10 protein-coding genes and 1 pseudogene are annotated in these 14,960 nt (G+C 66.3%); 5 read left to right on the top strand and 6 right to left on the bottom strand.

All coding sequences use genetic code 11. The annotated features are described in order from the left end of the window. The first annotated feature begins 22 nt into the window (after positions 1 to 22). A pseudogene (locus ACY48M_RS07625) lies at positions 23 to 1,141 on the top strand (NADH:flavin oxidoreductase/NADH oxidase). 18 nt (positions 1,142 to 1,159) lie between these two features. On the opposite strand, the gene ACY48M_RS07620 reads toward ACY48M_RS07625, so the two are convergent. The 3 genes from ACY48M_RS07620 to guaB1 form a co-directional block, all read right to left on the bottom strand. Further along, positions 1,160 to 2,200 carry a hemolysin family protein gene (locus tag ACY48M_RS07620; RefSeq protein ID WP_462819669.1) on the bottom strand — a complete coding sequence of 347 codons (1,041 nt, stop codon included), beginning with the start codon at positions 2,198 to 2,200 and terminating at the stop codon, positions 1,160 to 1,162. Beyond that, entirely contained in the window at positions 2,197 to 3,513 is a 1,317-nt protein-coding gene (locus ACY48M_RS07615; RefSeq protein WP_462819668.1) for a hemolysin family protein, read from the bottom strand. The genes ACY48M_RS07620 and ACY48M_RS07615 overlap by 4 nt, the downstream gene beginning before the upstream one ends. A gap of 96 nt (positions 3,514 to 3,609) precedes the next feature. Next, positions 3,610 to 5,049, bottom strand: a complete 1,440-nt coding sequence (gene guaB1, locus ACY48M_RS07610; protein WP_462819667.1) for a GMP reductase — start codon at positions 5,047 to 5,049, stop codon at positions 3,610 to 3,612. 149 nt (positions 5,050 to 5,198) lie between these two features. Here guaB1 and ACY48M_RS07605 point away from each other — a divergent pair, with 149 nt between their 5' ends. After that, positions 5,199 to 9,032 (top strand): multifunctional oxoglutarate decarboxylase/oxoglutarate dehydrogenase thiamine pyrophosphate-binding subunit/dihydrolipoyllysine-residue succinyltransferase subunit, encoded by a 3,834-nt coding sequence (locus tag ACY48M_RS07605; RefSeq protein ID WP_462819666.1) that lies wholly within the window; start codon positions 5,199 to 5,201, stop codon positions 9,030 to 9,032. Positions 9,033 to 9,116: 84 nt separating this feature from the next. Here ACY48M_RS07605 and ACY48M_RS07600 read toward each other — a convergent pair whose 3' ends face one another. Together ACY48M_RS07600 and ACY48M_RS07595 are read right to left on the bottom strand one after the other, a co-directional pair. Continuing rightward, the gene (locus ACY48M_RS07600) at positions 9,117 to 9,359 is read right to left on the bottom strand and encodes a zf-HC2 domain-containing protein (protein ID WP_462819665.1); all 243 of its coding nucleotides are present in this window, start codon (positions 9,357 to 9,359) and stop codon (positions 9,117 to 9,119) included. Further along, entirely contained in the window at positions 9,356 to 10,069 is a 714-nt protein-coding gene (locus ACY48M_RS07595) for a sigma-70 family RNA polymerase sigma factor (RefSeq protein ID WP_462819664.1), read from the bottom strand. The genes ACY48M_RS07600 and ACY48M_RS07595 overlap by 4 nt, the downstream gene beginning before the upstream one ends. Before the next feature lie 123 nt (positions 10,070 to 10,192). Here ACY48M_RS07595 and aroA point away from each other — a divergent pair, with 123 nt between their 5' ends. From aroA to hisN, 3 genes are read left to right on the top strand one after another with little or no spacing between them, the layout of a single operon-like run. Beyond that, on the top strand, positions 10,193 to 11,596 hold the full coding sequence (aroA, locus tag ACY48M_RS07590) for a 3-phosphoshikimate 1-carboxyvinyltransferase (protein WP_462819663.1): 1,404 nt from the start codon (positions 10,193 to 10,195) through the stop codon (positions 11,594 to 11,596). A 20-nt stretch (positions 11,597 to 11,616) separates the two neighbouring features. Next, positions 11,617 to 12,639 carry a ribosome small subunit-dependent GTPase A gene (gene rsgA, locus ACY48M_RS07585; RefSeq protein WP_462819662.1) on the top strand — a complete coding sequence of 341 codons (1,023 nt, stop codon included), beginning with the start codon at positions 11,617 to 11,619 and terminating at the stop codon, positions 12,637 to 12,639. A gap of 36 nt (positions 12,640 to 12,675) precedes the next feature. After that, positions 12,676 to 13,476 carry a histidinol-phosphatase gene (hisN, locus tag ACY48M_RS07580; RefSeq protein ID WP_462819661.1) on the top strand — a complete coding sequence of 267 codons (801 nt, stop codon included), beginning with the start codon at positions 12,676 to 12,678 and terminating at the stop codon, positions 13,474 to 13,476. On the opposite strand, the gene ACY48M_RS07575 is transcribed toward hisN, so the two are convergent. Next, a complete protein-coding gene (locus ACY48M_RS07575) occupies positions 13,460 to 14,920 on the bottom strand; it encodes an MFS transporter (protein ID WP_462819660.1) in 1,461 nt (486 codons plus the stop codon). The two genes, hisN and ACY48M_RS07575, sit on opposite strands and share 17 nt — an antisense overlap. Positions 14,921 to 14,960 lie beyond the last annotated feature (40 nt).

Here is a 14,960-nt window from a genome sequence, read left to right as displayed (position 1 = left end):
GCCTCCACGATAGTTTGGAGCGATGCGCACCACCGACACTCCAACGCTGTTCACACCACTGCGGGTCCGCTCCATCGAGATTCGCAACCGCCTGTGGGTCGCCCCCATGTGCCAGTACTCGGTCGACACAGAAGACGGCGTGCCGAGCGATTGGCATCTTGTGCACCTCGGCGCGCTCGCACGGGGTGGCGCTGGCCTCGTCATGACGGAGGCAACCGCGGTGAGCCCCGAAGGGCGCATCTCCGCAGAAGACACCGGCCTGTACTCCGACGAGCAGCAGGCCGCATGGTCGCGCATCGTCGACTTCATCCATTCGCAGGGCGCGACCGCGGGCATCCAGCTCGCCCACTCCGGCCGCAAAGGCTCGATGTTTCGGGAGTGGGGTCCCCGCGGCGGCATTACCAGGCCGCAGGATGCCGGCGGGTGGCAGACCGTCGCACCCTCCACCATCCCGTTCGAGGGCTATGCACCCCCGGTCGCGCTCGATGAGGCTGGCATCCAGCGTGTTATCGACGACTTTGCGGCATCCGCGGCCCGAGCGGTCGAAGCGGGCTTCGACGTCGTCGAGGTCCATGCCGCTCACGGGCATCTGCTGCACGAGTTTCTCTCGCCGCTTTCGAACACAAGAACGGATGCCTGGGGCGGCAGTCTCGAGGGTCGTGCCGCGATCGTCGTGCGCATTGTCGAGGCGGTGCGTCGTGTCATAGGCGGGGAACGCGCACTCTTCGTCCGCTTCTCGGCGACCGACTGGGCACCCGCCGACGCCGGCCCGTCCTGGTAGCCGACGCAGATGGCGACGGTCGCGCGGTGGCTCGTCGAGGCGGGGGCCGACCTGTTCGATGTGTCGAGCGGGGGAACGCTCGCCCACGCGGAGATTCCGGCGGAGCCCGGCTACCAGGTGCGCTTCGCGGAGGAACTGCGCACTGCGACCGGCATGCCGGTGAGCGCGGTCGGGCTCATCACGACGGCGCAGCAGGCGACGGCCGTCATCGAGGAGGGTCGCGCCGACGCGGTCATGATGGGCCGCAAACTCATGCGCGACCCGCACTACCCCCGGCTCGCCGCGCTCGAGCTCGGGGTTGACACGACGGCGTGGCCGCCAGCGTACGAACGCTCACTCGCCCCACTCGCGCGCTGGTAGCGCCGAGAAGGGGCTAGCTCAGAGGCGCCGTGTCGCGTCTTGCACTTCGCCGACGAGCTCTTCGATGATGTCTTCAAGAAACAGCACACCCTTGGTGGCACCCTCGGTGTCGAAGACGCGGGCGATGTGCACGCCGGAGCGACGCATCGTCGCAAGGGCGTCTTCGAGATCGGTGTCTTCGAAGATCGAGATGAGATGCCGGATGCGCTTCGGTGGCACCGGCTCCAAGAACTCGCCTTCGTCTTCGAGGTCGATGACGTCTTTGAGATGCAGGTAACCCGTCGGCTCCCCATAGTCGTCGACGAGCACATACCGCGAGAAGCCGTGTTGCGCGACCGCGCGTTCAACCTCGGCCGGGGTTGCCGCCTCAGAGACAGCGACGAGTTTATCGAGGCCGACCCCGATGTTGCGCACCTTCTTCTCGGTGAACTCGAAGGCATTCGAGAGGGCGCCCGTCGTGTCCATCAGCACGCCCTCACGGGTCGAGTGCGCCACGATATTCGCCACCTCGTCGAAGGTGAACGAACTCGTCGCCTCATTCTTCGGCTCGACACCGAAGAGCCGAAGCACACCGTTTGCCACCGCGTTGAGCGACCAGATGAGGTGCCTGAAGATGCGGGACACGACCACGAGCGGCGGGGCAAGGATGAGGGCCATGCGATCGGGCAGCGAGAACGAGAGGTTCTTTGGCACCATCTCGCCGAGCACGACGTGGAGGAACGAGACGATGAGCAGCGCGATCACGAAGGCGATCGTGCTGATGACCTCCGGTGGGAGCCCCGTCAGCGCGAGCGGGATCTCGAGCAGATGATGGATCGCCGGCTCGGACACGTTGAGGATGAGCAGCGAGCACACGGTGATGCCGAGCTGACTCGTCGCGAGCATGAGCGTCGCATGTTCCATCGCGTAGAGCGTGGTCTTCGCCGCGCGCGACCCCGCCTCGGCTTTCGGCTCGATCTGCGAGCGGCGGGCCGAGATGACGGCGAACTCTGCGCCGACGAAGAACGCGTTGGCACCAAGCAACACCACGAGCCAGACAATGCCCCAGACGTCGTTCATCGTTCGACCTCCGAGAGGGCGTCATGGCTGGGGGTGAAGCGCACGCGGTCGATGCGGCGACCATCCATGCGCTCGACCCTGAACTCGCCGGCATCGATCGTGACAGTGTCGCCCGTCTTGGCGAGACGACCCAGCTCGCTCATGATGAACCCCGCGACTGTTTCGTATGGGCCATCGTCTAGCACCGTGACATCCGCCCGTTCGCGCAGTTCGTCTGGCCGCAGCATGCCGGGAAAGGTGAGCCAGTTGCGTGACCGGACAACGCCGGCCCGCGTGCGGTCGTGCTCGTCGGCGACCTCACCGATGAGCTCTTCGACCAGGTCTTCGAGGGTCGCGACGCCCGCCGTGCCGCCGTACTCGTCGAGCACGATCGCCATCTGGTAGCCGCGTTGCCGCAGCTCACCGAGGAGCGAGTCGAGTCGCATCGTCTCAGGCACACGGAGTGCGTCGCTTTGCAGGGCAGAAACCGGCACGTCGGCGCGTTTCTCTCGCGGCACCGCGACGGCCTGCTTGACGTGCACGATGCCGACAACGTCGTCGATGCCGTCATCAACGACAGGAAAGCGTGAAAACCCGGTCTGCTTCGCGAGGTCGATGACGACCTGGGCGGAGTCGGTGCGCTCGACACTGGAGACCCGCGGGCGCGGCGTCATGACATCGGCGGCGACGTGCTCGTTGAAGGCGAGCGTGCGCGCGAGCAGCGTCGCGGTGTCGAGCTCGAGCGTGCCGGCAAGCGCAGAGCGCCGCAGCAGCGAGGTGAGCTCTTCGGCCGTGCGCGCCGACGAGAGCTCCTCCTTGGGCTCGATTCCCATCCTGCGGAGGATGACGTTGGCCGAGTTATTGAGCAGCGTCACGGCGGGCTTGAACACCCAGGTGAATGCGAGCTGAAATGGCACGACCACCTTGGCTGTCGCGAGCGGTGCCGCGAGCGCGAAGTTCTTGGGCACGAGCTCGCCGATGATCATCGACAGGAGCGTCGCGATCGTCACGGCGATGATCGAGGCGACGATGCGCTGCACGCCCTCCGGCATTCCGAGCGTCGAAAGCGGGCCCGCGAGGAAGGAGCTGAACGCCGGTTCAAGTGTGTACCCGGTGAGCAGCGTCGTGAGGGTAATGCCGAGCTGCGCACTCGAGAGATGTGTCGAGGTGCGGCGGAGCGCGGCGATCGTCATGGTGAGACGGGTTTCGCCGCGTGCCTGCCGCGCTTCGAGCTCTTGCCGGTCGAGATTGACGAGCGCGAACTCCGACGCCACGAAGAGGCCAGTGCCGATCGTGAGGAGGATGCCGATGGCGAGGAGTATCAACTCGTACACGGGCCACCGGCGGAAGATCTAGAGGGAGGGTCGTCCATTTGCGCCAACTATAGCCGAAGGAATCGGCGGCATCGCCGCGAGAAATGTGATGGAAACCTACCAGCTCACGGGCAGCGCCTTGCCCTCCTCGTAGCCGGCGGCCGACTGGATGCCGACGAGCGCGCGGTCGTGAAATTCCGCGAGCGAGCGAGCGCCCGCATAGGTGAACGAGCTCCGCACGCCCGAGGTGATCATGTCGAGCAGATCCTCGACCGATGGGCGAAGCGGGTCGAGGTAGATGCGGGAGCTCGAGATGCCTTCGGCGAAGAGTTCGCGCCGCGCGAGCTCATAGGGGTCGAGCCGCCCGAAGCGCTCATGCACGGCCTTCGTGGACGCCATGCCCCAGCTCTCTTTGTAGAGACGGCCCTCAGCATCCGTCTGCAGGCGACCCGGTGCCTCGATCGTGCCGGCAAACCAGGAGCCGATCATGACGGATGCCGCACCGGCAGCGAGCGCGAGGGCGACATCGCGGGGGTACCGCACGCCGCCATCGGCCCATACGTGGGCGCCGAGTTCGCGAGCAACCTCTGCCGTTTCGAGCACCGCCGAGAACTGAGGCCGACCGACGGCGGTCATCATGCGCGTCGTGCACATGGCGCCGGGGCCGACGCCGACCTTGATGATGCTCGCGCCGGCAGCGGCGAGGTCGCGGACGGCCGGAGCCGTGACGACATTGCCGGCCGCGATAGGGATGCCGAGGTCGAGTGCAGCGACCCGCTCGACCGCCGCGATCATGCCCTCCTGGTGACCGTGTGCCGTGTCGATCACGAGCACATCGACGCCGACCTCCGCGAGAGCGCGCGCCTTCGAGACGATGTCGCCGTTGATGCCAAGCGCCGCCGCGACCCGCAGCCTGCCGTCATCGTCGCGTGCGGGTTGGTAGAGCGTTCCGCGAAGCGCGCTTCGACGGCTGAGCGTGCCGATGACCTTGCCGTGGTGCATGACGGGCGCAAAATCGAGGCCTGCCGCAACCATGAGGTCGAATGCCGCGCGTGGCTCATCGACATCGTCGACATCGATTGATGCAAGGTCACCGTGGAGCAGGTCACCGAGGCGCGCGTCAGGGAGGGCCGTGGCGAGCCGAACGGCAGGGAGGCAGCCGGCATAGTCGCCGTGATCGTCGCGCACGATGATGCCGTGTCCGGCAACCGGCGGCACAAGGGCGAGTGCCTGCTCGACAGAGTCGCCCACCCCGAGTTCGATTGGGGTGTCGTAGCCGGGGGCCTGCTCCTTCACCCATCGGATCGCCGCATCGAGCTCCTGCAGGGGCAGGTCTTGCGGCAGCACGCCGAGACCGCCGCGCCGCGCGAGCGTCGCCGCGAGCCGTGGCCCTGTGACCGAGTTCATGTTGGCGGAGACGATGGGGATGGTCGCGCCGGTGCCATCGCTTGGCGCGAGTGACACGTCGAGACGGCTGGAGACCCCCGACCGGCTCGGCACCAGGAACACATCCGAGTAGGTGAGGTCGTGCGTCGGCGCAGTCTCATAAAACTTCATGTTCTTAAAGGTAATCCCCGCCCGTGCTCGACGGCAGGGTTCAGCCAGAGCGATTACGCTTGACCCTTGTATGTTGGCCGTCGGCGGCCAGATCTGCGCCGGATCGACCATCACCATCGACAATTAGTGACAACGGAGAGTGGGCGGCTGTGTCTAGCCAAGTAACCGGCATCGCACCGGAAGAGGGATCTTCAGGCGAATTCGGAGCCAACGAGTGGCTCGTTGACGAGATGTACGAACAGTTCAAGGTTGACAAGAATTCGGTGGACCAGTCGTGGTGGCCGATCCTTGAGCACTACCAGCAGACCAAGGGTGCCGTGGCAAATCCGACACCCTCCGGGGACGCCCCCGCGCAGGAGCCGCAGATTCCGGTCGAGGTGACCAATGAGGCACCCGCGCCGAGCAGCCAGGCTCCAGCACCGAGCAGCCAGGCCCCCGCGTCGTCCCTGCCGGAGGCGAAGGCTTCCCCCGCCGCCCTCACGCACGCCAAAGAGCCAGCCACGGCCACCGGCAGCCAGCCCGTCGCCCGCACGACGTCGGTGCAAGCAAAGCCGCAGCCGATCCCCGCTGAGGCGCCAGCACCCGCCACCTCCTCCGATGAGCCAAGCGAACCCCACGATGTCGTGACGCCGCTCAAAGGAATGGCGAAGTCGCTCGCGACCAACATGGATCAGAGCCTTACGGTGCCGACCGCGACAAGCGTGCGCACGATCCCGGCCAAGCTCATGATCGACAACCGGATCGTCATCAACAACCACCTCAAGCGCGCCCGTGGCGGCAAGGTGTCGTTCACCCACCTCATCGCCTGGGCGATGGTGAAGTCGCTGCGCGATTTCCCCAGCCAGAACGTCTTCTACGACGAGATTGACGGCAAGCCAGCGGTTGTCGCACCAGCACACATCAACCTCGGCATCGCGATCGACGTGCCCAAGCCCGATGGCACGCGAAGCCTCGTCGTTCCCGGCATCAAGCGCACCGAGTCGATGGGCTTCAACCAGTTCCTCACCGCATACGAAGATGTCGTCAAGCGCGGTCGTGACAACAAGCTCACGATGACCGACTACCAGAACAACACCATCTCGCTCACAAACCCGGGTGGCATCGGCACGGTGCATTCTGTGCCGCGTCTCATGAAGGGTGCTGGCTGCATCATCGGTGCCGGAGCGCTGGAGTTCCCGGCCGAGTTTCAGGGGATGTCGTCCGAGACGGTCTCGGACCTCGGCATCGGCAAGACAGTCACCCTCACGTCGACCTATGATCACCGCGTCATCCAGGGCGCCGGTTCTGGCGAGTTCCTCAAGCTCATCCACGAGCGGCTCATCGGCAAGCATGAGTTCTACGAAGAGATCTTCTCCGATCTGCGCATCCCCTACGAGCCCATCCGCTGGGGCTCCGATGTGCACGTCGACACCGCGAGCGCGATCGACAAGACCGCCCGCGTGCAAGAGCTCATCAACTCGTTCCGCGTGCGCGGACACCTCATGGCCGATGTCGACCCGCTCGAATATGTGCAGCGCTCGCATCCTGACCTCGACATCGCGAGCCACGGCCTCAGCTTCTGGGATCTCGACCGCGAGTTCGTGACGGGTGGCCTCGGCGGCAAGCGCACCGCGAAGCTCCGCGACATCCTCGGCATTCTCCGCGACGCATACTGCCGCAAGGTTGGCGTCGAGTACATGCACATCCAGAACCCCGAAGAGCGGCAGTGGATGCAGGAGCGCCTTGAAGCGCCCTACGAGAAGCCGACGCACGACCACCAGATGCGCATTCTCGCAAAGCTCAACGAGGCCGAGGCCTTCGAGACCTTCCTGCAGACGAAGTATGTCGGCCAGAAGCGCTTCAGCCTTGAGGGTGGCGAGTCCGTCATCGCACTGCTCGATGCCGTCTTGCAGCGCTCAGCAGAGGAGGGCCTCGAAGAGGTCGCCATCGGCATGGCGCACCGCGGTCGCCTCAACGTGCTCACGAACATCGCCGGCAAGACCTACGGCCAGATCTTCCGCGAGTTCGAGGGCACGCAAGACCCCCGCACCGTGCAGGGCTCCGGCGATGTGAAGTATCACCTCGGCACCGAGGGCACCTTCACGGCGCTCGGCGGCGAGCAGATTCCTGTCTACCTCGCGGCGAACCCCTCGCACCTCGAGGCCGTCGACGGCGTGCTTGAAGGCATCGTCCGCGCGAAGCAGGATCGCAAGCCGATCGGCACCTTCCAGGTTGTGCCGATCATGGTGCACGGTGACGCCGCCATGGCGGGCCAGGGCATCGTCGTCGAGGTCTTGCAGATGTCGCAGCTGCGCGGCTACCGCACCGGTGGCACCATTCACGTTGTCGTCAACAACCAGGTCGGCTTCACGACTCCTCCCGGCGAGGCACGCACCTCGGTGTACTCGACGGATGTCGCCAAGACGATCCAGTCGCCGATCTTCCACGTCAACGGCGATGACCCCGAGGCCGTCGTCCGCGTGGCCGAACTCGCGCTCGAGTTCCGCCAGCGCTTCCACAAAGACGTCATCGTTGACCTCGTGTGCTACCGCCGTCGCGGGCACAACGAGGGCGACGACCCGTCGATGACCCAGCCGCTCATGTACAACCTGATCGAGGCGAAGCGCAGCGTTCGCACGCTGTACGGTGAGGCACTCGTCGGTCGCGGTGACATCACGCAGGATGAGTATGCTGCGGCCCAGGCCGACTTCCAAGACCGACTGGAGCGCGCCTTCGCCGAGACACATGCGGCGCAGACAAACTCGATGCCCATCCCGACGCAGGATGCGAACCCGCAGCACGACCTCGAACGACCGGAATCGCAGCAGGACGATCGTTCGGGCGAGCTTGAGTCGACCGCCGTTGCCGAATCGGTCATCACGGCGATTGGTGACGCGCACGGCAACAAGCCGGCCGGCTTCACGGTGCATCCGAAGCTCGATGCCCTGCTCAAGAAGCGCGTCGAGATGAGCCGGAACGGGCTCATCGACTGGGGCTTCGGCGAGCTTCTCGCGCTCGGCTCGCTTTTGCTCGAAGGCACCCCGGTGCGCTTCGCCGGCCAGGATGCTCGCCGCGGCACCTTCGTGCAGCGCCACGCCGTGCTCCACGACCGTGAGAACGGCCAGGAGTGGCTGCCGTTGCTCAACCTCAGCGACAACCAGGCGAAGTTCTGGATCTACGATTCACTGCTCAGCGAGTACGCGGCGATGGGCTTCGAATACGGCTACTCGGTCGAACGGGCCGACGCCCTCGTGCTGTGGGAGGCCCAGTTCGGCGACTTCGCCAACGGTGCCCAGACGGTCATCGACGAGTTCATCTCGAGCGCGGAGCAGAAGTGGGCACAGCGTTCGAGCGTCGTGCTCCTCCTCCCGCACGGCTACGAGGGACAGGGCCCAGACCACTCGTCCGCCCGTATCGAGCGCTTCCTCCAGCTGTGTGCTGAAAACAACATGACGGTCGCGCGGCCATCGACGCCGGCGTCGTACTTCCACCTGCTGCGCCGTCAGGCGTATGCACGACCGCGGCGCCCCCTCGTCGTCTTCACCCCGAAGGCAATGCTGCGGCTCCGTGGCGCGACGAGCGATGTCGCCGACTTCACCAACGGGCGCTTCGAGCCTGTGATCGACGACACGAGCGTCGACAAGGCTGCCGTCAAGCGGGTCGTACTCCACGCCGGCAAGCTGCACTACGACCTCAAGGCCGAAGTGGCGAAGCGGGACATCAAGGATGTCGCGCTTGTGCGGGTCGAGCAGTACTACCCGCTCCCCCTCCGTGAGCTCTCGTCGGTGCTCTCGCAGTACCCCAACGCCGAGCTGATGTGGGCGCAGGAAGAACCGGAAAACCAGGGCGCCTGGCCGTTCATCTACATGGAGCTCATGCGCAATCTGCCGAACCGCGACATGAAGGTGTCGTGCCGCGCAGCGTCGGCGTCACCCGCGACCGGTTCGACCAAGCGCAGCGCCAAGGAGCAGGCCGACCTGATTGACCGGGCGCTCACCGTTTAGGCGTCCAATGCACAAGGGCGGGCATCCTATCGGATGCCCGCCCTTTGCGTTAGCGCTGCTTGGGGAGGCCGGCGAGTGGAGAGATCAGTGGGTGGACTGGATCTCGCGCAGGCGAGCGAGCACCTGATGCTTGAGATCTTCCGGCGCCGTCTCGTTGCACGCGCGCTTCACCGCGAGGGTGAGCACTTCGCCGACGTGTGCTTCGTCGGCGCAGTCGGGGCAGTTAGCGATGTGGTCGCAGATGTCGGCCGCTTCTTCTGCCCGGAGTTCATGGTGAAGGTACTCTTCAAGTTCTGCCTTCGCTTTGTCGCATCCGCAGTCGGTCATTCCGTGCTCCCGGTCGTCGGCGCGGTCTCAAAACCGCGTGCCTGTGCGTAGTCCGCGAGCAGGCCGCGCAGGAGGCGGCGTCCGCGGTGCAGTCGGCTCATTACCGTGCCGACTGGGGTTTTCATGATGTCGGCGATCTCCTGATAGGCAAAGCCCTCGACGTCCGCGAAATACACGGCCAGTCTGAAGTCTTCGGGGATCGCCTGCAGAGCATCCTTCACGGCGCTGTCGGGAAGGTGGTCGATCGCTTCGGCCTCGGCCGAACGCGAGGCCGACGCCGTCGTCGATTCCGCTCCCCCGAGCTGCCAGTCTTCGAGGTCGTCGATCGTGCCCTGATATGGCTCGCGCTGCTTCTTGCGATACGTGTTGATGAAGGTGTTCGTGAGAATGCGATACAGCCACGCCTTGAGGTTGCTGCCCTGCTCGAAGCGGGCGTAGGCAGCGAACGCCTTGACGAAGGTCTCTTGCACGAGGTCGGCCGCATCCGCCGGGTTGCGGGTCATCCGCATGGCTGCCGCGTACAGCTGGTCCATGAACGGCATCGCCTGCGCCTCGAAGAGATCCCTCAGCTCGTCGGCGGTGGGGGCCGCAACGACGGGTGCCTCGACGGTGGCCGGTGCATTCACGACGGCGGATGCATCCACGGCAATACCGCCGTCACCCTGGTCGGCGGCGTGCTGGTCGTGGGTCGCTGGAGTCTCGGTTGCCATCGCCGCCAAGTGTAGTTCTCTGCGCTCGCCAGCGCCTGTGCGCGGGCGCTCCAAGGTCAAGCTCACCAGTTCTCCCGTCACGATCATGCGTCGGATCAGCGTCAGCCGATACCCTTAGGAACAATGCTGATCTCGAAATATTCCAACCCCGAGTTCGACCCATACCAGGGCGAATCCCTCGTCGAGCCCGATGATGTGCACTGGCCGGCGCCCACCGCGACCGGTCTTCTCGACGCGACCGTGTCGATTCCCGGTTCGAAGTCACTGACAAACCGCGAGCTCGTGCTCGCGGCTCTGGCCGACGCGCCATCAACGCTGCGCCGGCCACTGCACTCGCGCGACAGCGGCCTCATGATCGAGGCGTTGCGCTCGCTCGGCACCGGCATCGATGAGGTCGGCTCCGGCGCGTTCGGACCCGACCTCCTCATCACGCCGGCCGAGCTCGCTGGCGGGACCTCGATCGACTGCGGGCTCGCCGGCACTGTCATGCGGTTCCTTCCCCCCGTCGCGGCGCTCGCCCTCGGACCAGTCTCTTTCGATGGGGATGCTTCGGCACGGCGCCGCCCGATGCGCACGACAATCGATTCGCTGCGCCGCCTCGGCGTCGAAGTGAACGATGACGGGCGCGGTACGCTCCCGTTCAGCCTCTACGCCACCGGCAGTGTCGAGGGGGGTGACCTCGAGATCGACGCATCGGCATCGAGCCAGTTCGTCTCAGGGCTCCTGCTCGCGGCACCGCGATTCACCCGAGGCCTGCACCTTCGCCACACCGGCGAACAGCTGCCGAGTATGCCCCACATCGAGATGACCATCGCGGCACTCCGCGCCCGCGGCGTCGCCGTCACGTCGCCGAGCGTGGGCGAATGGATCGTCGAGCCCGGCCCCATCGCCGCCCTCGATATCGCCATCGAGCCAGACCTCTCGAACGCCGCACCGTTCCTCGCGGCGGCCCTCATCGCCGGCGGCAGCGTCACGATCGACGGATGGCCGAGCACCACGACCCAGGTCGGGTCACATCTCGCGCACCTGCTGCCCCGGTTCGGGGCATCCGTCGATGTCACGGGCGATCGCATCCGCATCGACGGTGGCGCCGGAATCATCGGCGGGGTCGAGCTGGCCGGCGTCGACATGGACCTCAGCGAGGGCGGCGAACTCGCCCCCGCTATCGTCGCCATCGCCGCACTCGCGTCTAGCCCGAGCCGCATCACTGGAATCGGGCATCTCCGCGGGCACGAAACCGACCGTCTCGCCGCGCTCGCGGCCGAGATCAACCGGCTCGGCGGTGCCGTCACCGAACTCGACGACGGGCTTGCGATCGAGCCGCGACCGCTCAGCGGTGGCGTATGGCACACGTATGAGGATCACCGCATGGCGACCGCAGGCGCGATCATCGGCCTCGCCGTCGAGGGGATCGAGATCGACGACATCACGACGACCTCGAAAACCTTGCCCCAGTTCGCAGACCTCTGGCTTGGTCCACTCCTCGGCCGCGTGCGCCCGAGTCTCGACCCGCTCGCCCTGCTCTAGATGCTGCGGCGAAACGCGTCATGAGCTGGCTCACCGACCTCGACGACGAAGACGATCGCTACGCCGACTATGAGGCGAAGTCGCGCCCAAACCCGAAGGCGAACAAACCGCGCACCAAGATCAGGCCGGAGCACGACGACGCCGTCGCCGCGCGGGTCGTCACGGTCGACCGCGGCCGCTACAGCGTGCTCATTGACGAGGATGGTGCGGGCGAGCATCCGGTGACCGCGACGAGGGCACGGGAGCTCCGCCGTCAAGCGATCGTCACCGGCGACCGCGTCGATGTCGTCGGCGACTCGACGGGCGACGAGGGCACGCTCGCCCGCATCGTGCGCATCCAGCCGCGCGACACCGTGCTGCGACGCAGTGCCGACGACTCCGACGAGGTCGAGCGCATCATCGTCGCGAATGCCGACCAGATGCTCATCGTCGTCGCGGTCGCCAATCCGGAGCCACGGCCGCGGCTCGTGCATCGCTACCTTGTCGCGGCGTTCGATGCCGGCATCCACCCCATTCTCTGCATCACCAAGACTGACCTCGCCGACCCGACCGAGTTTCTCGCCGAGTTCACCGGGCTCGATCTCACGATCGTGACGAGCGGCGTTGGCGCGACGCCGACGGCCGAGCTCCTCGAGTTGCTCGCAGGCCATTCGACCGTCGCCGTCGGGCACTCGGGCGTCGGCAAATCGACCCTCGTCAACGCGCTCGTCCCCGACGCACACCGGGCGATCGGCCACGTCAATGCGGTGACGGGGCGCGGCCGGCACACCTCGTCGTCGACCATCTCCTATCGCGTCGGCGGTGGCTGGATTATCGACACCCCCGGCGTGCGGTCATTCGGCCTTGGGCATGTGAACGCCGACAATGTGCTTCGCGCGTTCACGGACCTCGCCGAGATCGCGGAGGACTGCCCGCGCGGCTGCACGCACCTGCCAGACGCGCCAGACTGCGAACTCGTCGACCGCGCGCAGGCGGGTGAACTCGGGGAATTCGGGCGGCAGCGGCTCGACTCGTTCCAACGCATGCTCGCCTCGCTCGGCTGAGATGATCGGGCCTGAGAACGCCGATACTCTGGGGGCGTGACTGCACACACCCTGGCCGACGATCTCGAGCTCGCCCACCGACTAGCGGATGCCGCTGATGCCATCGCTTCGGAGCGGTTCAGGTCGGGCGACCTTGTCGTGACGACGAAGCCCGACATGACCCCCGTCTCGGATGCCGACCGCGCCGCCGAGGAGGCCATCCGGGCGTTGCTCGCAACCGATCGCCCAACAGATTCGATTCTCGGCGAGGAGTTTGGCTCGGCAGGGCACTCCTCACGGCAGTGGATCATCGACCCCATCGACGGCACCGCGAACTATGTGCGGGGCGTGCCCGTCTGGGCCACGCTCATCGCGCTCGCGATCGACGGCGTGCCTGTGCTCGGCGTCGTGAGTGCCCCGGCACTCGGCCGCCGCTGGTGGGCCGCGACGGGCGGTGGCGCGTGGATGCGTGACGCCGAGACGGGGCCGACGGGGGCGCGGCGTCTGCACGTGTCGCGCGTCACCGGGCTGACGGATGCCTCGCTCAGCTACAACAGCATCCAGCAGTGGGACATCCACGGGCGGCTCGACGAGCTCATCGCCCTGTCGCGCACGGTGTGGAGAACGAGGGCATATGGCGACATGTGGTCGTACATGATGGTCGCGGAGGGGCTCATCGACATCGCGGGTGAGTTCGATCTGCAGCCCTACGATATGGCGGCGCTGGTGCCGATCATCGAGGAGGCCGGCGGCACGTTCACCTCAGCCGATGGGGAGGCGGGCCCGTGGCACGGCTCCGCGCTTGCGACGAACGGCCTGCTGCACGAGGCCGTGCTCGCGGTCATCGCGAAGCGGTAGTGTTCGGCCATGCGGTCGCTTTCGGCCAGAGGTCGGTGAGCGCGAACACGATCGCGATGACGACGATGCCGAGCGCGACCGCCATGCCGAGCGCATAGGCGTCACTGAACGCGACGACGACACCCTCAACAGCTTCTTCGCGATAGACCGTCGCATAGAAGGTGGACGTGGCTGCGGCGACGCCAACGGCGGTGCCGACGCGCTGCCCGACCTGGCCGACCGAGCCTGCGACGCCGCCGTGCGCGACGGGCACATCGGAGAGTGTGAGCGTCTGGTTGGGTGAGATGACGAAGCCACCACCCGCGCCCGCGATGCCCATGAGGCCCGCGAGCACCCACGGCACGGCGTCTGGCGGGGTGAAGACCGCGGCGGGGATTGACAGCCCGAAGCCGACGGCGACGAGCACAAGGCCAAAGAGCACGAGGCGACGGCCGTGGCGTTCGACGAGTCGTCCGCCGATGTACGAGGTGTAGGCCGAGATGAGGGCGAACGGGATGCTCACCATTCCCGCATAGACGGCGGCGAGCCCTAGCCCAGTCTGCAGGTAGAGGGTGGTGATGAGAAAGACCGCGGGGGTCGCCGCGAAGTACGCCGTGGAGATAAGTACGCCGTTGCGATACGAGGAGAGTTTGAAGAGCCCGAAATGCACGACGGGAGACTTGCCCGCGGCGAGAAAGCGGCGCTCCCACGCGACGAAGGCCCACCCTGCAGCGACAAAGCCGGCAAGCCACCACCAGCGGGCGGGGTCGTCGCCGGGGCCGCCCGTTGTGAGCACGAACGGCAGCATGAGGCTGAACACCGCGGCGCCGAGCAAGAGGATGCCGACGATGTCGAGTTCGGTGCGCTCACGGGAGTGCCCTTGGCGCCCCGGCAGCCGGTAGAGCGCAAAGGCGAGGGCAAGCACCCCGAGTGGCACGTTCATCCAGAACAGCAACCGCCACCCGTTTTCTTCTCCGCCGAGAGCGATGAGGAGTCCGCCGAGTGTCGGCCCGAACGCCGTCGACAGACCGATGATGGCGCCAAAGAGCCCGAACGCTTTGCCCCGTTCGCGGCCGTGGAACAACTGCTGGATGAGGCCGAGCACCTGGGGCATATGGATTCCGGCGGCGACGCCCTGCAGCATCCGCCCGATGACGAGCACCTCGATGGTGGGGGCGATGGCACACATGATGCTGGCGGCGATGAAGGCGCTGAGGCCGATCGTGAAGAACACTTTGCGCGAGTGGATGTCGCCGAGCCTGCCCGCTGGCACAAGCACGAGGCCGAATGCGAGCGCGTAGCCGGCAACGATGAGCTGCAGTTCGGTCGGCCCGCCCCCGAGCGAAGTCTCGATTGTCGGGAGTCCGACGTTGATCTTGGAGAGGTCGAGGATGGTGAGGGCTGCGACCGCGGCACACACCGCGAACGCTTGCCACCGCGTGCTTTCGGCGGATGGTGGATGCATCTCGCAAGTCTATTCCTGCACGAGTGCAAATATTTCGTGC

It is taken from the genome of Homoserinimonas flava (genome assembly GCF_054969005.1).
This window is presented reverse-complemented; position numbering and strand designations above follow the sequence as displayed.